The 21,454-nt window shown below is 30.9% G+C and carries 20 protein-coding genes; 15 read left to right on the top strand and 5 right to left on the bottom strand.

All coding sequences use genetic code 11. The features are described from left to right. Positions 1 to 67: 67 nt before the first annotated feature. Entirely contained in the window at positions 68 to 970 is a 903-nt protein-coding gene (locus H0I23_RS06940; protein WP_216785731.1) for a DMT family transporter, read from the bottom strand. A gap of 78 nt (positions 971 to 1,048) precedes the next feature. After that, a complete protein-coding gene (gene ychF, locus H0I23_RS06945; protein ID WP_216785732.1) occupies positions 1,049 to 2,143 on the bottom strand; it encodes a redox-regulated ATPase YchF in 1,095 nt (364 codons plus the stop codon). Positions 2,144 to 2,346: 203 nt separating this feature from the next. Between ychF and H0I23_RS06950 the strand changes: the two genes are divergently transcribed. From H0I23_RS06950 to H0I23_RS06965, 4 genes are all read left to right on the top strand, one after another. Beyond that, a complete protein-coding gene (locus H0I23_RS06950; protein WP_216785733.1) occupies positions 2,347 to 2,922 on the top strand; it encodes an RNA polymerase sigma factor in 576 nt (191 codons plus the stop codon). Between the two features lie 84 nt (positions 2,923 to 3,006). Next, positions 3,007 to 4,017: a FecR family protein gene (locus H0I23_RS06955; protein WP_216785734.1), complete on the top strand. Its 1,011-nt coding sequence runs from the start codon at positions 3,007 to 3,009 to the stop codon at positions 4,015 to 4,017. 4 nt (positions 4,018 to 4,021) lie between these two features. Then, entirely contained in the window at positions 4,022 to 6,976 is a 2,955-nt protein-coding gene (locus H0I23_RS06960; RefSeq protein WP_216785735.1) for a TonB-dependent receptor, read from the top strand. A 221-nt stretch (positions 6,977 to 7,197) separates the two neighbouring features. Beyond that, positions 7,198 to 10,098 carry a TonB-dependent receptor domain-containing protein gene (locus H0I23_RS06965; protein WP_371736671.1) on the top strand — a complete coding sequence of 967 codons (2,901 nt, stop codon included), beginning with the start codon at positions 7,198 to 7,200 and terminating at the stop codon, positions 10,096 to 10,098. A 129-nt stretch (positions 10,099 to 10,227) separates the two neighbouring features. Here H0I23_RS06965 and H0I23_RS06970 read toward each other — a convergent pair whose 3' ends face one another. Then, on the bottom strand, positions 10,228 to 10,578 hold the full coding sequence (locus H0I23_RS06970; protein ID WP_216785736.1) for a 4Fe-4S dicluster domain-containing protein: 351 nt from the start codon (positions 10,576 to 10,578) through the stop codon (positions 10,228 to 10,230). Positions 10,579 to 10,664: 86 nt separating this feature from the next. Between H0I23_RS06970 and H0I23_RS06975 the strand changes: the two genes are divergently transcribed. The 8 genes from H0I23_RS06975 to H0I23_RS07010 all read left to right on the top strand — a co-directional run bounded on the left by H0I23_RS06975 (position 10,665) and on the right by H0I23_RS07010 (position 18,150). Beyond that, positions 10,665 to 11,732: an acyl-CoA reductase gene (locus H0I23_RS06975; RefSeq protein WP_216785737.1), complete on the top strand. Its 1,068-nt coding sequence runs from the start codon at positions 10,665 to 10,667 to the stop codon at positions 11,730 to 11,732. A 71-nt stretch (positions 11,733 to 11,803) separates the two neighbouring features. Then, complete coding sequence (gene serC / locus H0I23_RS06980; RefSeq protein ID WP_216785738.1) at positions 11,804 to 12,868, top strand: 3-phosphoserine/phosphohydroxythreonine transaminase; 1,065 nt, start codon at positions 11,804 to 11,806, stop codon at positions 12,866 to 12,868. 32 nt (positions 12,869 to 12,900) lie between these two features. Further along, positions 12,901 to 13,851: a D-2-hydroxyacid dehydrogenase gene (locus H0I23_RS06985; protein ID WP_216785739.1), complete on the top strand. Its 951-nt coding sequence runs from the start codon at positions 12,901 to 12,903 to the stop codon at positions 13,849 to 13,851. 75 nt (positions 13,852 to 13,926) lie between these two features. After that, positions 13,927 to 14,562 (top strand): DUF937 domain-containing protein, encoded by a 636-nt coding sequence (locus tag H0I23_RS06990; RefSeq protein WP_216785740.1) that lies wholly within the window; start codon positions 13,927 to 13,929, stop codon positions 14,560 to 14,562. A 60-nt stretch (positions 14,563 to 14,622) separates the two neighbouring features. After that, entirely contained in the window at positions 14,623 to 15,081 is a 459-nt protein-coding gene (locus H0I23_RS06995) for a DUF6146 family protein (protein WP_216785741.1), read from the top strand. A gap of 30 nt (positions 15,082 to 15,111) precedes the next feature. Further along, a complete protein-coding gene (locus tag H0I23_RS07000; protein ID WP_216785742.1) occupies positions 15,112 to 15,429 on the top strand; it encodes a DUF6787 family protein in 318 nt (105 codons plus the stop codon). A gap of 52 nt (positions 15,430 to 15,481) precedes the next feature. Continuing rightward, the gene (locus tag H0I23_RS07005) at positions 15,482 to 15,814 is read left to right on the top strand and encodes a hypothetical protein (RefSeq protein WP_216785743.1); all 333 of its coding nucleotides are present in this window, start codon (positions 15,482 to 15,484) and stop codon (positions 15,812 to 15,814) included. Positions 15,815 to 15,930: 116 nt separating this feature from the next. Next, positions 15,931 to 18,150 carry a TonB-dependent receptor gene (locus tag H0I23_RS07010; RefSeq protein WP_216785744.1) on the top strand — a complete coding sequence of 740 codons (2,220 nt, stop codon included), beginning with the start codon at positions 15,931 to 15,933 and terminating at the stop codon, positions 18,148 to 18,150. 71 nt (positions 18,151 to 18,221) lie between these two features. Here the strand turns inward: H0I23_RS07010 and H0I23_RS07015 are convergent, their stop codons facing one another. Both H0I23_RS07015 and folE read right to left on the bottom strand, forming a co-directional pair. Then, positions 18,222 to 18,521 carry a hypothetical protein gene (locus H0I23_RS07015; RefSeq protein WP_216785745.1) on the bottom strand — a complete coding sequence of 100 codons (300 nt, stop codon included), beginning with the start codon at positions 18,519 to 18,521 and terminating at the stop codon, positions 18,222 to 18,224. A 62-nt stretch (positions 18,522 to 18,583) separates the two neighbouring features. Next, positions 18,584 to 19,183 (bottom strand): GTP cyclohydrolase I FolE, encoded by a 600-nt coding sequence (folE, locus tag H0I23_RS07020; protein ID WP_216785746.1) that lies wholly within the window; start codon positions 19,181 to 19,183, stop codon positions 18,584 to 18,586. Between the two features lie 254 nt (positions 19,184 to 19,437). Here folE and H0I23_RS07025 point away from each other — a divergent pair, with 254 nt between their 5' ends. The 3 genes from H0I23_RS07025 to H0I23_RS07035 are packed head-to-tail and all read left to right on the top strand — an operon-like array spanning position 19,438 to position 21,433. Beyond that, complete coding sequence (locus tag H0I23_RS07025; protein WP_216785747.1) at positions 19,438 to 20,106, top strand: ABC transporter ATP-binding protein; 669 nt, start codon at positions 19,438 to 19,440, stop codon at positions 20,104 to 20,106. Then, positions 20,103 to 20,657: a CPBP family intramembrane glutamic endopeptidase gene (locus tag H0I23_RS07030; protein ID WP_216785748.1), complete on the top strand. Its 555-nt coding sequence runs from the start codon at positions 20,103 to 20,105 to the stop codon at positions 20,655 to 20,657. Before H0I23_RS07025 ends, H0I23_RS07030 begins: the two co-directional genes overlap by 4 nt. A gap of 11 nt (positions 20,658 to 20,668) precedes the next feature. Beyond that, on the top strand, positions 20,669 to 21,433 hold the full coding sequence (locus H0I23_RS07035; RefSeq protein ID WP_216785749.1) for a TIGR02757 family protein: 765 nt from the start codon (positions 20,669 to 20,671) through the stop codon (positions 21,431 to 21,433). The last annotated feature ends 21 nt before the right edge of the window (positions 21,434 to 21,454 follow it).

A 21,454-nucleotide genomic window follows, 5' to 3' on the forward strand; every position in this document is an offset into this window, starting at 1 on the left:
CGCAATTTTGTTTTGTTGATATTATTACATTTTATAAGAAAAGAAACCATTCATCTAAAATGAAGCTCTAATTATGCTTTCTTTTTTTTGAAACAAATGAAACTCCTAAAATAACAACACACATACCTACCAGTTGAATAACACTTACACTCTCATTTAAAAAGAAAAATGCTAATAAAATAGTTGAAATCGGCCCCAAACTGCCAAATATTGAAAAAGTTGATGCACCAAGCCTCTCAATTGCTGCTGAAACTAAAAAAGAAGGAATTAATGTTGAAAAAACAGCCATAGACAATCCTAAAACGTAAACTTCTGATGGATAATCAAATAAATTAAAATCTCCTTGAAGAATATAATGCACAACAACACAAAAAGTAGAAACCATCATTGCATATGAAGTAAACTTCAGTACACCAAATTTAGGAATCAACCAACCACTTCCTACCAAGTAAGAAGCGTACGCTGCAGCACTTAAAAGAATTAAAAAACCTCCAATTACTACATCATCACTTTGCACTGCTAATTCATCCCAAAATGTAACTAAAACCCCTACATAAGTAATTAATATTGCTATTATTTGATTTTTGGTTATTACTTTCTTTAAAAACAAATAAGAAATTAAAACCACGATTGTTGGGTACACAAATAAGATTATACGCTCTAGACCCGCTTTTATGTACTGTAACCCCATAAAATCAAATAAGCTCGCCAAATAATACCCAATAAAACCAAAGAAAAATAGCCAAACCCAATCTTTTGTTTTTCTAGACTGAATAGCTACTGGTTTTTTCCAAAAAGCAATTGCTATATAAAATGGTAAAGAAAAAACCATTCTAAATAATAAAAGTGTTAAATAATCAATTTGGAAATTATAGGCTAATTTAACCATTACAGCCTTTGCAGAAAATAAGATTATTCCTATAATTGCAAATACGAAACCTATTGTTTTTGAAGATATTTTATCAAACATGCCAACAAAGCTAGCATGTTTGATAAAACTTATTTTTATAAACTGAACTAATTACGAAGTTCAAGCTTGTATGTAAAATTATACGTTAAATCTAAAATGCATTACATCACCATCTTTAACGATGTATTCTTTACCTTCTACACGCATTTTACCAGCTTCTTTCACTTTAGACTCACTCCCGAAAGAAACATAGTCATCATAAGCGATAACTTCGGCTCTAATAAACCCTTTTTCAAAATCAGTATGAATTACACCAGCAGCTTGAGGTGCTGTTGCTCCTACAGGAATAGTCCAAGCTCGCACTTCTTTAACGCCCGCAGTAAAATAAGTTTCTAAATTTAATAATTTGTAAGCACCACGAATTAATTTACCAGAACCTGGCTCTGACAAACCTAAATCTTCTAAGAACATTTTACGTTCCTCATAAGTCTCTAATTCTGTAATATCTGCCTCAGTACCTACTGCTAAAAATATAACTTCAGCATTTTCACCTGCCACAGCCTCTTTAACCTTATCTACATATGCATTACCATTTACAGCTGCATCTTCATCTACATTACAAACATACATTACAGGTTTATCTGTAATAAACTGCAAAGGATAAACAAACTCTTTATGATCTTCTTTTGCGAAATCTAAAGCTCTTACCGATGTACCTGCCTCTAAACCAGTTTTAATTTGCAATAAAATAGCTTCTTCTTTTTGCGCCTCTTTATTACCTGTTTTAGCAGCCCTCTTTACTTTTTCAAGCTTTTTATCTACAGTTTCTAAATCTTTTAACTGCAACTCCATATCTATAGTCTCTTTATCCCTAATAGGATCAACAGAACCATCAACATGTACTATATTATCATTATCAAAACAACGTAACACATGCAAAATAGCATCTGTTTCTCTAATGTTTCCTAAAAATTGATTTCCTAAACCTTCTCCTTTACTAGCTCCTTTTACAAGACCTGCAATATCAACAATTTCAACTGTCGCAGGCAAAACTCGCTCTGGATTTACTAATTCTTCTAATTTCTGTATCCTTGTATCAGGAACATTTACTACTCCTATATTAGGTTCTATAGTACAAAAAGGGAAGTTTGCACTTTGTGCTTTTGCGTTAGACAAACAATTAAAAAGGGTGGATTTACCTACGTTTGGCAATCCTACGATTCCTGCTTTCATCAAAAATATTTTTAAAGCTGCAAATATAACTTATCGAGTTATATTAACCTCAATATTAAAAAATAAAGATATTCAACATTTTTAGCTGTTTTCATTATAAAAATTATTTTTTTGGGAAAAATCCTGCATTATTAACGATTAATTCATTAATTTAACTTTTCATTAACCCATTGGTTATTAAAATAGAGTAACAAAAACATTAAATGTTAGATAATAAAGGAGAAACTTTATGGTTTTTATTTCTAGAAGGAAATGCCAATGCGTTCTCTTCTATATTTAAGATGTACTATGCTTCTTTACATAGTTATGGACTAAAAATTTGTGGTAATACAGAGGTCACAGAAGATTCTCTTCAAAATTTCTTTATCTATTTATATGAAAACAGAAATACGATAGGTAAAGTAAATAATATTAAAGCATATTTATTTGTTTCTTTCAGAAGAGCTTTGTTTACACACTTAAAAAAAGAAAGAATTTTTACTGAATTAGATTCAAAAAATGCTATTGATACTAATTTTGAGTTTTCTCATGAAGAATTAACTATAAAACATGAGTTCTCTATAGCTCAAAGAAATGTTGTTATTAATATTTTAAACACACTATCCCCTCGCGAGCGTGAAGTAATTTACTTAAAATATTATAGCTCATTAAACACTTCTGATATATCAGAAGCTATGGATATTTCTTATCAGAGCGTTTCAAACACACTTCAAAAAGCTTTTTCTAAACTTAGAAAAACAATAGAAAACGACATGCTTTCGTCAATTTTAAAAAAATAATTTATTTTTCTTCAAAATTTTAGGGTATAAAATAAAAAACTCTTCCTCTTTATAAATAGAAAGCACAATAGCTACTATTTACTAATGGAAGAAAGCAAACAACATTTTTTAGAAAACCTTTTAAATGACACCTCTTTTAACAATTGGGTTTTTAAAAGCAATAGAAATGATATTGCATTTTGGAATAACTGGATATTAGACAACCCAGAATATATTGATACCATCTATAATGCCAGAGATATTATTAAAGGAATTGATTTTGAAGAAAAAGAATTAAGCTCCGATTTTATTAATGATAAGTTTGATTTAGTTTTTGAAAAAATACAATCGAATACATTAGAGAGGTCTAAGAAAAATAAAGCATCAAAAAGCTCTAATAAAAAATTAATTGGTTTTAGTGTTCTTTTAGTCGCTTCCTTTATTATTTTATTTTCAATAGTAAATACTTTAAATTTTAATACAGAGGTAATTCACAAAACTGGATTTGGTGAAATTATCAATCTAAAATTACCTGATGGCACTACTGTTGTTTTAAATGGTAATTCTCAATTAAAATATGAAAAAGGAAACTCTAGAGATGTTTTTTTAGATGGGGAAGCTTATTTTAAAGTAAAATCTAAACCTTCAACTAAAGCTAAGTTTTGGGTTACTACAAATGATTTAAAAGTTGAAGTTTTTGGGACACACTTTAATGTGAATACCCGAAATGAAAAAACAAATGTATTGCTAGATGAAGGCTCCATAAACCTTCTACTAGAGAATGGTGGTTCTAAAAAAATGAATCCAGGAGAAATAGTCTCTTATTCAAAAATAAATGAAATTTTACTTCACGAAAAAATTAACAGCGATTTCAATTATGCACTTTGGAGAGACGGTACATACATTTTTAACAACATCTCTTTAAATAAGGTTATGAAATATATTGAAGATGCTTATGGTATATCGTCTGAATTTATTGATGAAGAAACTAAAAACATCAAGCTAACTGGAGGTATTCCTAATGAAAATTTAAAAATATGTATCGATGCAATTCAAAAATCGACAGGCATTACCATTATAGAAAAAGAAAATAAATTGTTAATAATTAAAGATTAAAATTATGAACCTGAAAACATATGTATCAGCCCTGTTCTCCGTAGTTCTTTTTTTAGGAATTATAACTACTGGATTCGCAAATGATAATTTACGATCTACAAACAACTCTAAAGTATCATTACCCGATTTTTTAAATGATGTAAGCAAAAAACATCATGTTTTCTTTACATACAATCCTGAAATATTATTAGGCTCTTCATTAGACCCTGCTGAATACGAATATGAGAAGCTAGATCAAATATTAAGTAAACTAGAGAAGAAGACTAGTTATGATTTTGAATATTTAGGGAATAAGTATTACGTGATTTATCAAAAAAAAACAACTACAAATAAATTAGAAAAACTAAGTCTAAAAAGTCATTCTAGTATTCATTTTTTTCAAACAAATTTTAATATTCAAAAAACAGTCTCTGGTAAAATAACCGACCAAGATGGTATGCCACTAGTAGGTGCCAATGTTTTAGAAAAAGGGACCGTAAATGGCACAACAACTGATTTTGATGGTAATTATAAAATAACCATTTCAGATAATGCAACATTAGTATACAGCTACATTGGTTATTCTAGTGTAGAAGAAAAAGTGAATGGTAGATCTCAAATTAACATCATTTTAAATGAAGGCGAATTATTAGAAGAGGTTATTATGGTGGGTAACAGATCTAAACCTAGAACAGCTTTAGAATCAGCTGTACCTATTGATAATATTGGCGTGTCAGAATTAAAAAGCACAGGACAACCTAGTGTAGATAAAATGCTTACCTATAAAGTACCATCATTCAATTCTTCAAATCAAACTGTTTCTGATGCAACTGCACATTTTGATCCTGCTGATTTAAGAGGTCTTGGTCCTAGTAGAACATTGGTTTTAATTAATGGAAAAAGAAAAAACCAAAGTGCCTTAGTATACATTAACGATACCCCTGGTAAAGGTGAAGTTGGCGTTGATTTGAAAAGTATTCCTGTTGCCGCTATTGAAAGAATAGAAGTGCTTAGAGATGGTGCTTCCGCACAATATGGATCTGATGCCATTGCTGGTGTTATAAATATGATTTTAAAAAAGAATGTTGAATTCACTACAGTTAATTTAAAATCAGGCATCACTAGTCAAGGCGATGGTTTCAATTTCGGAGCTGACCTAAACTCTTCAATTGGTATTGGCGAAAATGGCGGTTATTTAAATTTAACTTTTGGTTACTACCAACAAGATGTAACAAACAGAGCTGGAACACCTGGTAAGGATGATTTGTTTGGAGTACCTGCCAACGATCCTACCTGGGGAGATTGGTTAGCTAACAACCCTGATTTAGGTATGACTGTTGGTCAACCAGAAATGAAAAATGTCGATGCCTTTTTTAATGCTGGTATTCCTTTTAATAATAACAAAGGAGAATTTTACACTTTTGGCGGCATGACCTATAGAACAGGAAAAAGTTTTGCTTTATACAGACCTCCTTACTGGGTTGGTGATCCGTTTAACTTATTACATGATGAAAATGAAGTATACAATGGCTTTCAACCAACATTTGAAACTGATATAAGAGATAATAACTTTACCGTTGGTTTTAAATCTAAACTTTTAGGTTTTGATGTTGATTTAAGTGGTACTTATGGTAGAAATGCGGTAGATTACATTGTTAGCAACAGCTTAAACCCTTCTTTAGGCGCTAACAGTCCGACTGTTTTTGATGTTGGAGGATATAATTTTAGCAACACATTAGCTAATCTTGATTTTTCTAGAAGCTTTGGAGATATTAGCATAAGTTTCGGATCAGAAATCAGAGGCGAACGCTTTAAAGCAATTGCTGGCGAATCTGCCTCGTATGAACCAGGTCCAGTACAATCTTTTCCTGGGTTGCAACCAACAAATGAAGTACTTGCGAAAAGAGATAATATAGGTGTTTATGCTAATTTAGATTGGGATATTACAGAAGCTTTTTTAATAGGCGGAGCTGCAAGACATGAAGAGTTTAGTGATTTTGGAGGTAATACATCTTGGAAAATAAGTTCTAGATATTTATTAGGTAATAATAAAGGAGCTATAAGAGCCTCATATAGTACCGGGTTTAGAGCACCTTCTTTGCATCAAATTTATTTAAGTAATGTTCAAACATTAGTATCTGGTAATACCATATCAAATCAAGGCACCTTTAATAATGTCGACCCTATTATTAGAGAAGGCTTAGGTGTTCCTCAATTAACTGCTGAAACATCTAAAAATATTTCTGCAGGTATTACATTTCAAGCAACAAGTGATTTTTCACTATCAATTGATTTTTACAACGTAAAAATGGACGACAGAGTCTTATTTACAGGTGAAATAGGCTTTGATGCTGATGACAATACAACAAACCCTGTAGAAGAAATACTTATAGATAATTCTATCACAAGTCTAAAATTCTTTGCAAACGCTGTTAATACAGAAACTAATGGTATTGATTTAGTTGCTACATACAAAAACATTAATCTGGGTAATGGTTTTTTAACCGCAACTCTTTCCGCTAATTACAACGAAACTGAAATTGTTGGACAGATTAACACTCCGACCATTTTAGCTCAGAACAATTATGACATTTTTAATCGTAAAGAACAATCTAGAATTATTTCTGCAAGACCAAAATCTAAAGTTTTATTAGGTCTAGACTATAAACTAAATAAATTAATAGTAGGTATTAATAATACATACTTCGGAGAGGTTACATGGCAACATGCAACAATACCTGCAAACGATCAAACATTCACTGGTAAACTAATTACAGACTTATACATTAATTATAATTTTTCAGATAAAATATCAGCAAATATTGGAATTAATAATTTGTTGAATGTGTACCCCGATACTATTGATACTAAAGGTGATGTTGTAACCGATTTAGGCGGTAGGTTTAAATATCCATGGGAAGTAAACCAATTTGGTTTTAATGGTACAACAATGAATGCTGGTATAAATTTTAAATTCTAATAAACTATTTAAATTACTAATAACTAAAACTCAAAATTATGAACAAGAATTCAATTTTTAAAACGCTGTCGTCGTTTGTCCTTTTTCTAGGGATAACCGCCAATGGATCAGCAAAAAATATTGCGCTGTATGATACGGCTGATTTACCAAAAATAGAAAGCAAATTAAAGGCTAATACTATACAAAGCGCTGTAACTGGTAAAATTACAGACCAAGACGGAATGCCATTAGCAGGTGCTAATGTTGTTGTAAAAGGTACTACAAATGGTACTACTTCAGATTTTGATGGTAATTATACTATTGAAGCTGCAAGTGATGCAACTTTAGTTTTTAGTTATATTGGCTTTGAAACAATTGAAAAGAAAATAGGTGGTAAATCAAGTATAAATGTAATTCTTTCTGAAGGAAACAAGCTTGATGAATTTATCGTTGTAGGTTCTCGAACAGCTCCTAGATCAAATACAGACTCACCTCTTCCTGTTGATGTTGTTGGTGCAAAAGACTTAACGTCTACAGGTCAAGCTTCTTTCGATAAAGCTTTACAGTATAAAATTCCATCTTTTAACACTGTCCAAACTCCTGTTAACGATGCAACATCTCTATTAGATCCTTATGAAATTAGAAACATGGGGCCTTCTAGAACATTAATATTAATTAACGGTAAGCGTAAAAACTTAAGTTCTTTATTATATACTCAAACTTCTCCAGGCCGTGGGGAAACAGGTGCTGATATATCTGCTATTCCTACAGATGCGATTAAAAGAGTAGAAATTTTACGTGATGGTGCTTCTGCTCAATATGGTTCTGATGCAATTGCAGGTGTAATGAACATCATTTTAAAAAATAGCGCTAATGAAGGTTCTGCAACTATTAGAACTGGAATAACTAGTGAAGGTGATGGAGAAATGTTCGGTATTGCTGTAAACAATGGATCTAGTATTGGTGATGATAAAGGTTTCGTTAACTATACTATCGATTTATCTAAAGTTAACCAATCAAATAGACCAGGTACTGTAAATGCTGCTGGAGATGCTGCCGATTTCACATCTTCAAACCCTAACTCATATGGAAGTTACTTAAATGGTTCATTGCTAGGTGGAGTTGATTTAACTGGTTTTACAGTTCCTCAAGCAGTTGCAGAATTTACAAACAATTATGTTGGCTCAGCAGATTACAACACACGTAATGCTGCTATTTTAGCCTCAAATGCTCAAGGATTAGCTACTACCGAAGAATTTTTAGGAAGAAGACCAGATGCAGGAAATATTAATGGTTCTCCTGAAACTGCTTCCGCTAAATTTGAAATTAACACTGGTTATGAATTAAGTGAAAACACTAACTTATATGCAAACGCTGCTTATGTATATAAAAAAGTAAATAGTTTTGCTAACTATAGAACTCCTTATTGGAAGCCATTAAGCGAAGGGTCTGAATATTTAGCAGATTTTTTCCCTGGTAACAACCCAAATACAGTAAATGGTTATGATGGTTATGTACCAACTTTTGAAGGTCTTTTAACTGATTACAATGCTACAATTGGTTTTAAAACTGTAAAAAATGATTGGAATGTTGATGTTAGTTTTACAACAGGTGGTAACACTCAAACTTACAATGTAAATAACTCGCATAATGCAAACGAAGTATATTCACCATCTACTTGGGTAGATGCAAATAGTAATGGTACTTTAGATGATGGAGAACTTTCTCAAGGTTCTGAATTATATAGGTCAAACAGCCAAAGATCTTTTAGTCCTGGTGGAACTAGCTTTTCTCACAATGTTGGTAACATTGATATATCTAGAATTTTATCTGATAAAATTAGTATTGGGTTTGGTTCTGAATTTAGAACTGAAACATTTGAAATAATTGAAGGTGGTTTAGCATCTTATGATGGTGGTGGAGCTGATTCTTTTGCTGGTAATAGCCCTGAAAACTCTGGTAAATTTAACCGTTATAATTTTGGAGGATATTTCGATATTGCTTACGATGTTTCAGATAATTTTTTACTGAATGGAACTATTAGAACTGAAAATTATTCTGACTTCGGTAATGCTTTTGTTTGGAAGTTAAGTTCTAGATATAAATTTTTGGATGATAAAGTAACTTTAAGAGGTTCTGTTTCAACAGGATTTAGAGCTCCTACTTTGCACCAAATTTACACTCAAAAAGCACAATATAGCTTTGTACCTGGTCAAGGTATTCAAGTTGGTGGTTTAGTTAACAACGTTTCTTCTACTGCTAACATACTTGGTTTACCTCAATTAGATGCTGAAGAATCTACTAACTTCACTGTTGGTTTAGGTGCCAAAATAAACAAAAACTTTAATGTTACTGTTGATTACTATAATATTGCTGTTAAAGACCGTATCGTATTAAGTACTGAAATTGGAGCTACTGCAACTGATGCTGTTGGTAACAGTATAGGTAATACTCCATTAGATCAAGTATTAAACAATAATAATTTAAGTGATATTAGCTTTTTTGTTAATGCTTTAGATACTAAAACATCTGGAATAGATTTTGTTGCAAACTACAAAAACATTGGTTTAGGAGACGGAATACTTGATTTTACTTTATCTGGAAACTACACAATTCAAAACGAAAGAGATGGAGCTGTCAAAAACCCTCAATTAGTTGAAGACGCTGGTCAATCTGTAGTTAACGCTACTCAAGAAGCTTTATTTTTTACATCTAGACCAAAAACAAAGTGGATATTAGGAGCTAATTATAATATTAATAAATTCGGATTCTCTTTTAATAATACTTACTTCGGAAAAACCACATTTAAGCAACAAGGTTTAGACGAAAACTTAAGAACAGAATTTACTCCTAAAATTGTATCAGACTTAGGAGTTAATTTTAATGCTACTGAAAAACTTACAATAGCTTTAAACATCAATAACTTATTTAATGTTTTACCAGAATGGGGCTTTAAAGCAGAAAATGCAGCAGGTCAAGCTTTAATTGATGATACTTCGTTAACATATTACGGAATAACACCTATTCAAGAGCAATCTAATCTTATTACATTTAACCAACGTTATTCTCAAATGACTTACGATGGTTACCACTTTAGTCAATTAGGTACAATGCTTAATTTATCAGTAAACTACAGATTTTAATTTAAGTTTGAGTTTGTTTTAGTCGAAGTTGCCCTTTAAAAAAGGGCAGCTTTTTAAAAAAGCTCAGATCAATTAAAAAAAAAGCCGGACTAAATTAGTCCGGCTTTTTTTATATTATATAAATATTATTTATTCTGGATGCATGAATTTTTGTTTAGCTAACAAAACTTCTTCTGTTTCTACATGATCATCATCAGGCACACAACAATCAACTGGGCAAACAGCTGCACACTGCGGCTCTTCATGGAATCCCATACATTCCGTACACTTATCAGGTGAAATATAATATACTTCGTCACTTATTGGTTCTTGTACATCATCTGCTTCAACTTCTTTACCATCAGGTAAAACAACTTTACCGTTTAATGATGTTCCATCACTGTAACGCCACTCGTCGGCACCTTCATATATTGCTGTATTTGGGCATTCTGGTTCACAGGCTCCGCAATTTATGCACTCATCCGTTATTATAATTGCCATAATTTTTGTTTCTTTTTTGCTGAATTAATTTCAGTATCAATACTTTTGTGCAAAGGTAAAACCTAATCTAATCCTATACAAATATAATGATAGACGTTACGCTAAGAATAGAAGCTTTTGTTAAACTTGGTACATTTTTCAAGGAATTTTGCATTTCTGCTAACAAAGAGCAAGAAAAACAAACGCATTCATCGAGCTTATATAACACATTAGAAGACAAAATTTCTTTAGCTAAACACAAAAATGGTTGGTTTAACCGCGAAAACATTTTATATAGTCTTGAAAACTGGGCAAATACGCTTTCTGAAGAAAATATTAAAGAATGGGTTAAAAACTATGATTTAAAATCTGATATACAACAAAAAACTGTAGCCTTAATAATGGCTGGAAATATACCTTTAGTTGGTTTTCATGATTTTTTATGTGTGTTAATAACAGGACACAAAGCTTTAATAAAATTATCATCTAATGATAATATACTTTTACCCATTGTAACTGATATTTTAATTGAAATAGAGCCAAAATTCAAAGAAAATATTGTTTTTGAAGAAGGTAGACTAGCTAATTTTGATTTAGTTATTGCCACTGGCAGCAATAACACAGCTCGTTATTTTGAGCATTATTTCAGCAAAAAACCACACATTATACGTAAAAACAGAAATTCTGTTGCCGTAATTACAGGAAAAGAATCAAAAGAAGAACTAACAGCTTTAGGTAAAGATATCTTCACTTACTACGGTTTAGGTTGTCGTAGTGTTTCTAAAGTATTTGTGCCTTTAAATTATGATTTTGACACTCTTTTTAAAGCACTCTATGAATATCACCCTATTATTGAGCAAATAAAATATTCTAACAATTACGATTATAACAAAGCTGTTTATCTAATGAGTAATTTTAAACTTTTAGATAATGGTTTTTTAATATTAAAAGAAGATTCTAGCTACTCCTCTCCTATTGCTTCTCTTTTTTATGAAAATTACACCACTCTCGATGAAATTAAAGCTAAACTAAATTTCGAAGAAGATAAAATTCAATGTATTGTAGCTAAAGGAGTTGTCAAAAATGAGGTTAATTTTGGAGAAACTCAAAAACCAAGTCTATCAAATTACGCAGATAATGTTGATACTATTAGCTTTTTATTGAAAAACTCATAGAATTTTACTAGTTATACTGTATAATTACTTTAAAATTTAAGACCTTTGCCGACTTAATTAATACTACAAAAATGAAAAAGCACAATTTTAGCGCAGGTCCATGTATTTTACCTCAAGAAGTTTTATTAAAAGCTTCTGAAGCTGTTCAAGACTTTAATGGCATGGGATTATCGCTAATCGAGATCTCTCATAGAAGCAAAGAATTTGTAGAAGTAATGGAAAAAGCTAGAGCATTAGCTTTAGAGCTTTTAGACCTAAAAGATAAAGGATACGTAGCACTTTTTTTACAAGGTGGTGCTAGTATGGAGTTTATCAGAGTTGCATACAATTTATTAGAAACCAAAGCAGGTTATTTAAACACAGGAACGTGGAGTAACAATGCTATAAAAGAAGCTAAATTATTTGGCGAAGTTGTTGAAGTAGCATCATCTAAAAATGAAGGTTATAACCATATTCCTAAAATGTTCGGAGTACCAAACGATTTAGATTATTTACATATTACTTCAAACAATACTATTTATGGAACACAGATGAAAACCTTTCCTAAGGTTAACATTCCTTTAGTTTGTGATATGAGTTCAGATATTTTTTCAAGAAAGATAGATTTCTCTCAGTTTGATTTAATATATGCAGGCGCTCAAAAAAACATGGGACCAGCTGGTACAGAGTTAGTTGTTGTTAAAGAAGATATTTTAGGTAAAGTTTCTCGTAAAATACCTTCTATTTTAGACTATAAAGTACAAATTGAAAAAGAGAGTATGTATAATACACCTGCTGTTTTTCCTATTTACACAACTATGTTAACATTACAATGGTTGAAAGATTTAGGTGGAGTTTCGGTAATTGAGGAATTAAATAACAAAAAAGCTCAATTACTATATTCTGAAATAGATTTAAACCCGATGTTTAACGGTTATGCTAAAAAAGAAGATAGATCTACAATGAATGCTACATTCACGCTAGCTGATGAAAAACTGAAAGATACTTTTGATGCTATGTGGAAAGAAGCAGGAGTTAGCGGCATAAGTGGTCACAGATCAATTGGTGGTTACAGAGCCTCTATGTACAATGCTTTATCATTAGATAGCGTTGGTGTTTTAGTAGATGTGATGAGTGAAATGGAAAGAAAAGGATAATAAAATACCTTTTAAAAAATCTAAATTTAAAAATGAGAATACTAGCAAACGATGGTATCTCACAAACCGGAATTGATAAATTAAAAGAAAACGGTTTTGAGGTTTTAACAATTAATGTTGCGCAAGAACAATTATCAAATTACATAAACAAGCATAACATAGAAGTACTTTTAGTTAGAAGTGCTACTCAAGTAGATAAAAATATTATTAATGAATGCCCTTCTTTAAAGTTAATAGGAAGAGGCGGCGTTGGTATGGATAATATAGATGTTGTTTACGCTAAAGAAAAAGGTTTACACGTAATAAATACACCAGAAGCATCATCTGAATCTGTTGCAGAGCTTGTATTTGCACATTTATACGGAGGCGTACGTTATTTATACGACTCTAATAGAAATATGCCTTTAGATGGCGATAGCAAATTTAAAGATTTAAAGAAAAGCTACGCTAATGGATCTGAATTAAGAGGTAAAACCCTTGGTATTATTGGTTTTGGAAAAATAGGCCAAGCTACTGCTAAAATAGCTTTAGGTATTGGAATGAAAGTTATTTATCACGATTCAGAAGTTGAAAGCACTACTATTGATCTTTCTTTTTTTGATGAGCAATCAATCTCTTTTAGTTTAAAAAATAGTACAAAAGAAAACGTTCTAAAATCATCTGATTTTATTTCACTACATGTACCTAAACAAAATGCATATGTTTTAGGTAAAAATGATTTTGATTTAATGAAAGATGGTGTTGGTATTATTAATGCTGCACGTGGTGGCGTTTTAGATGAAGTTGCTTTATTAGATGCTTTAGAGAAAAAGAAAGTTTCATTTGCTGGTTTAGATGTTTTTGAGTCAGAACCAAAGCCAGAAATTCCTATTTTAATGCATCCTGATATTTCTCTTACACCACATATTGGTGCTGGTACAAAAGAAGCACAAGACCGTATTGGAACAGAATTAGCTACACAAATAGTGACTTTATTGAAATAATTTTTTAACTCAATTGCTATAAAATTTTATTGCTTTTTTGTATATTAAAACAAATTTTAAAACCAAACTATAAAAATGTCAGGATTATTAGATTTATTAAGCAGCCCAATGGGTCAACAATTGATTAGTGGTGTTGCAGGTCAAACAGGTCAATCAGAAGGTAAAACTGCTGATGTATTAAGTATGGCTATGCCTTTATTATTAGGCGCTATGAAAAAAAATGTATCATCTCCTGAAGGTGCTCAAGGTTTAATGAGTGCTCTACAAGGCGGTAAACATAATGGTAGTATTTTAGATAATTTAGGTGGCTTATTCGGCGGTGGTGTTGATGAAAGCGTTACTAATGATGGTGCTGGAATATTAAGCCATTTATTTGGTGGTAAACAAGCTACAGTAGAAAGTGCTTTAAGTGAAAAATCAGGTGTAGATGCTGGTTCTATTGCTAATATATTAAAAATAGCGGCCCCTATCGTTATGGGCTTTATCGGTAAACAAACTGCACAAAGTGGCGTAAGTGATGCTAATGGTATGAATGCGCTTTTAGGTAGCATGTTAGGTGGGCAACCACAACAAAACCAAAGTTTAATAACTAGTTTATTAGACGCAGATGGTGATGGTAGTATTTTAGACGATGTAGCTGGTATGGTTATGGGTACTCAAAGTAAAAAAGGTGGTATTGGTGGCTTACTAGGTGGTTTATTCGGTAAATAATCTGCTTTACATACAATTTAAAGCCGAACTTATGTTCGGCTTTTTTTGTACCTTATACTTATGAAAAAGAAATACGTGTACATTTTAACTATCATCAGTTTTATTTGTTTTATGAGCTACAGTTGTTCCTCTACAGTTAAGACAATAACAACTAGCGATGACGAAAAAATTGCATTTAATAAAATTGAAGGAGATACTATTACCATTGCTAATGAAGAAACAGAATATGAAATTATAATTATAGAGCCAGGTTTTAATTTTTGGTTACAAAGTACAGCTAAACCTGAAGGGTTTTATTCACAAAATTACTTAGAAAATAGAAATCAAATTTGGGTAAACGAATGGAACCAAAGAGTGCTACAACCACAACGATACAACCCAAACCTATATGAACTTACTATAAACTATAATTCATTTAATGATTACGGGTATGATGTAAATTATAAACTTTATAATTACTTCATTTATTTTCAAAGAAAGTACAATCAACGCCTCGGAACTTTTATACCACGTATTTAATTTTATCTTTGCAGCGGATTTAAATGAATTATGGAAAAATTAAAAAAACGTTGGGGAATAGATTCTAACTTCGCTATCGTTGTTATACTAATTGTATTTGCCATAACTGGCTCATCATCACTTAAAATTGCTAGACCTTTTTTGGATTACATAGGTTTTACTAGAGATATATTTGCTAGTGATTGGTATTTTTCTGTTTTATATTGGACAGTTAGAGTATTAATCATTTTTCCTATTTACCAAATTCTACTAGTTACTTTTGGTTGGTTATTTGGTCAATTTACATTTTTTTGGAATTTTGAAAAGAAAATGTTAAGCCGTTTTGGGCTTGGAAAATACTTAAAATAACTTGTGCTTTTCTTAACACCTTAAAGAGGTAATATTTCTGTAAATTCGTAAAGTGAAAATTAATTTAAAAAATATTTTCTTTTCATTTACTACTATTCTTTTGCTCTTTGCATTAGCGATACCTAATATTGCAAAAGTTTCACATACTTTATTTGATCACAAAGAAATTACTTGTTTAGAAAAAAATTCAGTTCACTTTCACGAAACTGAATTTAATTGTGAGTTTTATAAGTACCAATTAAGTACTTATTTTTCTGTTCAAATATATAATTACAATGTATTTGCTTCTGATTTAGAACCTGAGCAAAATCAAAATTATTACTTCTTATTAAGTGAATATCAAAATCTACATTTTTCACTAAGAGGCCCTCCTTTAAAATCATAACACACTAAAAAAACAATTACTTAAATTATTTTAACAAAGTTATGCAATTGGCTATATCTTATTTTTATATTCTTAAAAAATAGAAAATTTGGCTGATTACATCTGATAATACACAGATGAAAAAATTACTTTTTTTATTGCTTCTAGCAATGTTATGTATATCTGCTAATGCGCAGAATTCATTAACAGGAATCATTACTGATTCTGATAACAATACTCCATTAGAACAGGTTTCTATCTATTTTCCTCAATTAGAAAAAGGGACTGTTACTGATGTAACTGGCAACTATGAAATTAAAAATTTACCAACGGGTACTTATAAAATTGTAGTTTCATATTTAGGCTACCAAACCGTATCTCAGGCAATCAAATTAAATACTACTGAAGTTATTTTCAATACTAATTTGAAAGAAAGTGCGATAGAAATGGAAGAGGTTATTGTGTCTACCCCATTTCATAAATTACAAAGCGAAAATGTAATGAAAGTTGAATATGCTAATATTGCAGACCTCAAGAACAAAGGAGCTTTAACATTAGCTGATGGAATTACTAAAATTGCTGGTGTAGAAAGTGTTTCAACAGGTATCGGAATAGGAAAACCTGTGATAAGAGGTTTGAATGCCAATAGAGTATTAGTTTATACGCAGGGTATTCGATTAGAAAATCAGCAATTTGGAGATGAACACGGTTTAGGCGTAAACGATGCAGGTATAGAAAGTGTCGAAGTTATAAAAGGGCCTGCCTCTCTACTCTACGGATCAGATGCAATGGGAGGTGTTTTGTATTTAAATCCTGAAAAATTTGCAATCCCAAATACTGTTAACGGTGATGTAAATTTGAATTACTATTCTAACACTGATGGTTTAAATGCTAATGCTGGTTTTAAAACCTCTGGTGATAAATTAAAATTTTTAATAAGAGGTGCGGTTACGTCTCATACCGATTATAAAACTGGCTCTGATGAGCGTGTTACTAATTCTCGTTTTAAAGAATATGACATTAAAACAGGAATTGGTTATCAAGCAACAAATTTTAAAACAGAATTACGCTACAATTACAACAACTCTAACTTAGGTATACCGGAAGAAATTGGAGAACAATCTACAGATAGAACCCCTATAAAACCGAATCAGACTATTGATAATCATATTTTAAGCTCTAAAAGTAGTTGGCTGTTTAACAAATCTAGTTTAAATGCAACATTTGGTTACACATCTAACATCAGAAAAGAATTTGAAGATGGAGAAGATGGCGCTGCTCTTCATATGAACTTAAATACGTTTAATTATAATGTACAGTATCACTTACCTGAATATGGTATTTTAGAAACTATCGTTGGTACACAAGGCCTTTATCAAACCAATGATAATTTTGGAGAAGAACTTCTAATACCCGATGCTACAACTACCGATTTTGGTGTTTTTGCAACTTCACATTTACATTTAAACGAGTCTAATGATGTTCAAATAGGTATTCGATATGATCGTAGAGCAATACGAGGCGACGAAAATGGACTTATTAATGAAGAAGGTTATATTCCTGAATTAGATAGGAATTTTAATAGTTTTAATGCTGCTTTAGGTTATAAGTTGAATTTTTTTTACAACTTTGTTGGTCGAGTAAACTTAGCTACTGGTTTTAGAGCTCCCAACCTAGCAGAGCTTACCTCTAATGGTGTACATGAAGGTACTAATAGATATGAAATAGGTAATAGCAATCTTAAAAATGAACAAAATATACAAACAGACATCGCTTTAGAATACAAAAATGAGCACTTTGAAGTTTTTGTAAACGGTTTCTACAACGCTATTAATGATTATGTTTTTATAGCTCCGAATGGAGATGAAATTGATGGAAATCAAATATTTATTTACAACCAACAAGATGCTAGTTTGTATGGAGGTGAAGCTGGTGTACATATTCATCCACATCCGTTAGATTGGTTGCATATTGAAAGTAGCTTCCAAACTGTAACAGGCAAATTAAAAGATGATACAAACTTACCTTTAATACCCGCTAAGAGTATCACAAATACCTTAAGAGCTGAATTTTCTAATAAAGAAAATTGGTTAAAAAATAGTTACTCCTTTATTACTTTAAAATCTGTTTTTGAGCAAGATGCCATCAGTTCTTTTGAAACTACTACAGATAGTTATAATTTATTAAGTATAGGCTTAGGTGGCTCTTTAGAGATGTTTAATACTCTTGTAGCTGTTAGATTAAGTGGGAATAATTTATTAAATAAAAATTATGTATCTCACCTATCACGATTAAAGTATGATGGAATTGGAAATATTGGTAGAAATGTTAGTATTGGATTAAGCTTTCAGTTATAAATACATATAGAGTAAAATGAAAAAGGGAGATGATTTTATCATCTCCCTTTTTTACTTATAAATAAAGTCAATTAAGATTCTACTAATTTTTCTAATTTAGATTTTTTAAACACATACGTATAAAACCACATGATTGTAAATGTTGGTATATAATCAGTACCCGGTATTAATTCTTCTACAAAAGATACCATACCAGCTGCTTGTCCCATTTTACCTTTATACAACCTTGTCATTAAAAAAGCTGATAAAGGTGCCCATATAATATCTGAGAATTCTCCTATACCAGGAATTACAAATGAAAGCATACCTATTAAATCAAATGCAATACCTAATAGAAGGTTTCGTATTTTATTACTTTTTGTTTTTGACATATTTAAAATTAATGATTTATTTTATTTAAATCAAAATGAGTGCCAAAATTGTTTTAAGTGTGTTATGATAAGTTAGAACTTATAAGTTTTAAAAACTCATTTCTAGTTTCTTGCTTTTCAAATTGACCTCTAAAACCAGATGTCGTAGTAACCGAATTTTGTTTTTGAACACCACGCATCATCATACACATATGAGATGCTTCAATTACAACTGCAACTCCCTTAGGTTTTAAGGTATCGTTTAAACATTCTAAAATATCATGAGTTAAACGCTCTTGAACCTGTAATCTTCTAGCAAAAACATCCACAACACGTGGTATTTTACTTAAACCTACAATATGTCCATTTGGTATATAGGCAATATGTGCTTTCCCGAAAAAAGGTAACATATGATGCTCGCAAAGTGAATATAATTCGATATCTTTTATGATAACCATATCATCATAATCTTCTTTAAACATAGCTCCTTTTAGTATTTCCACAGGATCTTGTTTATAACCTTGTGTTAAAAAAAGCATTGCTTTAGATGCTCTTTCTGGAGTTTTCATTAAACCTTCACGACTTACATCTTCTCCTATCTCAGACAATATAGCAGAATAGTTTTGTTTAACCTCATCTCTAATTTCTAAATCGTATTCTTCTAAATTTCTATATAGAGCCATCTTATATAATATATTTTTAATAATTCTGTTTACTCAATTATAACAATTATTAAACAAAAATAAACAACTAAGTAATTAAAAGACAAATTTAAGCTTTAAAAATTTTATAGTGCTATAAGAATATTTTATACCCTTTTAAACCTCACTACAACTTCTTTAAACAACACAAAAAACTTTGTCTTGCAATGCTGTATTAATTTAATGTTTTGCCATGTCTTATCTAATGTGTACTTTCATATTTTTAATTGATTTTGATGATAAAAGCGGAAAACATTCAAAAATACTATAGTAATTTAAAAGTCCTTAAAGGAGTAAATTTACATATTGCAAAAGGAGAAATTGTTTCTATTGTAGGGCCTTCTGGAGCAGGAAAAACTACCCTTTTACAAATATTAGGTACACTTGATATTCAATCAAATAAAAGAGACAGCAAGCTACTTATAAAAGACACTGATATTACTTTACTTTCTGAGAAAGAATTAGCTAAATTTAGAAATGAGAATATTGGATTTATTTTTCAATTTCATCAATTATTACCTGAATTTACGGCTTTAGAGAATGTTTGCATCCCAGCATTTATAAAAAAAACTTCAAAAGCTGAAGCTGAAAAAAGGGCTAAAGAATTATTAGATTTTTTGGGGTTATCACAAAGGTATAATCATAAACCAAGTGAACTATCTGGTGGTGAGCAACAACGTGTTGCTGTTGCAAGAGCTTTAGTAAATAACCCTGCTGTAATTTTTGCAGATGAACCAAGTGGTAATTTAGATTCAGAAAGTGCTGATAACCTTCATAAGTTATTTTTTAAATTAAGAGATGAGTTTGGTCAAACTTTTGTAATTGTCACTCACAATGAAGAATTAGCTGAAATGGCTGACCGCAAGCTCACAATTGTAGATGGTTTAATGGCTAATATTTCATGAAAAAAGAATTAATAGCCTTCCTTAAAAAACCAATTTATACTACATATACAAACCTATCTCTTCAAGAGAAAAAAAGTATTTTTATAAAACTTTTGGTTCTTGCGATTACCTTTAGTTTTGGCTTAGGAATAGTAATAGGCATTTTTACAACTATTTTTAATATTGATGTTGGTAAGCATGGTATTGATCAGCTATTAGAGAAGTACAATGTTTATACTATTTTTTTATTAGCCGTAATTGGTGCTCCAATTATTGAAGAGCTTGTTTTTAGAGGTCCATTAGTATTTTTTAAAAACTCACCATACTTCAATTATATTTTTTACTTTTCAGCCTTATTATTTGGAGCTGTACATATCTCAAATTTCGAAACATTTAACGAATACCTTTGGCTCTGCCCTATTTTAGTAGCTCCGCAAATAGCAGCGGGTTTCTTTTTAGGTTTTATAAGAGTAAAACTAAATCTTGGATGGTCTATGCTTTTACATGCTGGCCATAACGGTATATTGCTTTCTCCACTACTTTTATACAAAATTATCGAACAACTAAGTTAACACACTGTATAATGACAAAAGAAGAATTAAAAACCTTTCTTGATAGTAAAGTAGAACAATACAATCATCCTACATTTTTAGATACTGACCCCATACAAATACCTCATCGTTTTACTCGTAAAGAAGATGTTGAAATAAGTGCTTTTTTAACCGCTACTATTGCCTGGGGAAACAGAAAAAGCATTATCAATAACTCTAAAAAAATGATGCAACTTTTAGATGAATCTCCTTTCGATTTTGTAATGAATCATTCTGAAGATGATTTGGCTCGATTTGATGAGTTTGTTCATAGAACTTTTAATGGAGAAGATTTAAAATTTTTCATAAAAAGTCTTCAAAATATTTACAAAAACCATAATGGCTTAGAGGCTGTTTTTAAAAGCGGAATTGATAATAATTCGCTGCAACCAGCTATATCTAACTTCAAAAAAATATTCTTTAGTATTCCGCATCCTACCAGAACAACAAAACATGTATCAGACCCTTTAAAAGGTTCTGCTGCAAAAAGAATTAATATGTTTTTACGTTGGATGGTGAGAGATAATGCAACAGGTGTTGACTTTGGTATTTGGAAAACAATACCAACAGCTTATTTATCTTGCCCCTTAGATGTACACTCTGGTAATGTTGCTAGAAAATTAAAACTTTTAACTCGTAAACAGAATGATGCAAAAGCTTTAGCTGAATTAGATAAAAACTTACGTAAACTAGATGCTATTGATCCGGTTAAATATGATTTTGCTTTGTTTGGGTTAGGTGTCTTTGAAAAATTTTAAATTAGTATTCCCATTTTTACA

This window comes from Cellulophaga sp. HaHaR_3_176 (assembly GCF_019021925.1).
Classification (GTDB): Bacteria; Bacteroidota; Bacteroidia; order Flavobacteriales; family Flavobacteriaceae; genus Cellulophaga.

Excerpts from the sequence above, each read along its gene's own strand:
- H0I23_RS06985 (WP_216785739.1), top strand. The coding sequence starts at position 12,901 with ATGAGAATACTAGCAAACGATGGTATCTCACAAACCGGAATTGATAAA.
- H0I23_RS07010 (WP_216785744.1), top strand. The coding sequence starts at position 15,931 with ATGAAAAAATTACTTTTTTTATTGCTTCTAGCAATGTTATGTATATCT.
- serC (WP_216785738.1), top strand. The coding sequence starts at position 11,804 with ATGAAAAAGCACAATTTTAGCGCAGGTCCATGTATTTTACCTCAAGAA.
- ychF (WP_216785732.1), bottom strand. The coding sequence starts at position 2,143 with ATGAAAGCAGGAATCGTAGGATTGCCAAACGTAGGTAAATCCACCCTT.
- H0I23_RS07000 (WP_216785742.1), top strand. The coding sequence starts at position 15,112 with ATGGAAAAATTAAAAAAACGTTGGGGAATAGATTCTAACTTCGCTATC.
- folE (WP_216785746.1), bottom strand. The coding sequence starts at position 19,183 with ATGGCTCTATATAGAAATTTAGAAGAATACGATTTAGAAATTAGAGAT.
- H0I23_RS06940 (WP_216785731.1), bottom strand. The coding sequence starts at position 970 with ATGTTTGATAAAATATCTTCAAAAACAATAGGTTTCGTATTTGCAATT.
- H0I23_RS06965 (WP_371736671.1), top strand. The coding sequence starts at position 7,198 with ATGCCATTAGCAGGTGCTAATGTTGTTGTAAAAGGTACTACAAATGGT.
- H0I23_RS06955 (WP_216785734.1), top strand. The coding sequence starts at position 3,007 with ATGGAAGAAAGCAAACAACATTTTTTAGAAAACCTTTTAAATGACACC.
- H0I23_RS07030 (WP_216785748.1), top strand. The coding sequence starts at position 20,103 with ATGAAAAAAGAATTAATAGCCTTCCTTAAAAAACCAATTTATACTACA.
- H0I23_RS07015 (WP_216785745.1), bottom strand. The coding sequence starts at position 18,521 with ATGTCAAAAACAAAAAGTAATAAAATACGAAACCTTCTATTAGGTATT.
- H0I23_RS06960 (WP_216785735.1), top strand. The coding sequence starts at position 4,022 with ATGAACCTGAAAACATATGTATCAGCCCTGTTCTCCGTAGTTCTTTTT.
- H0I23_RS06970 (WP_216785736.1), bottom strand. The coding sequence starts at position 10,578 with ATGGCAATTATAATAACGGATGAGTGCATAAATTGCGGAGCCTGTGAA.
- H0I23_RS06950 (WP_216785733.1), top strand. The coding sequence starts at position 2,347 with ATGTTAGATAATAAAGGAGAAACTTTATGGTTTTTATTTCTAGAAGGA.
- H0I23_RS07025 (WP_216785747.1), top strand. The coding sequence starts at position 19,438 with ATGATAAAAGCGGAAAACATTCAAAAATACTATAGTAATTTAAAAGTC.
- H0I23_RS07035 (WP_216785749.1), top strand. The coding sequence starts at position 20,669 with ATGACAAAAGAAGAATTAAAAACCTTTCTTGATAGTAAAGTAGAACAA.
- H0I23_RS06995 (WP_216785741.1), top strand. The coding sequence starts at position 14,623 with ATGAAAAAGAAATACGTGTACATTTTAACTATCATCAGTTTTATTTGT.
- H0I23_RS06990 (WP_216785740.1), top strand. The coding sequence starts at position 13,927 with ATGTCAGGATTATTAGATTTATTAAGCAGCCCAATGGGTCAACAATTG.
- H0I23_RS06975 (WP_216785737.1), top strand. The coding sequence starts at position 10,665 with ATGATAGACGTTACGCTAAGAATAGAAGCTTTTGTTAAACTTGGTACA.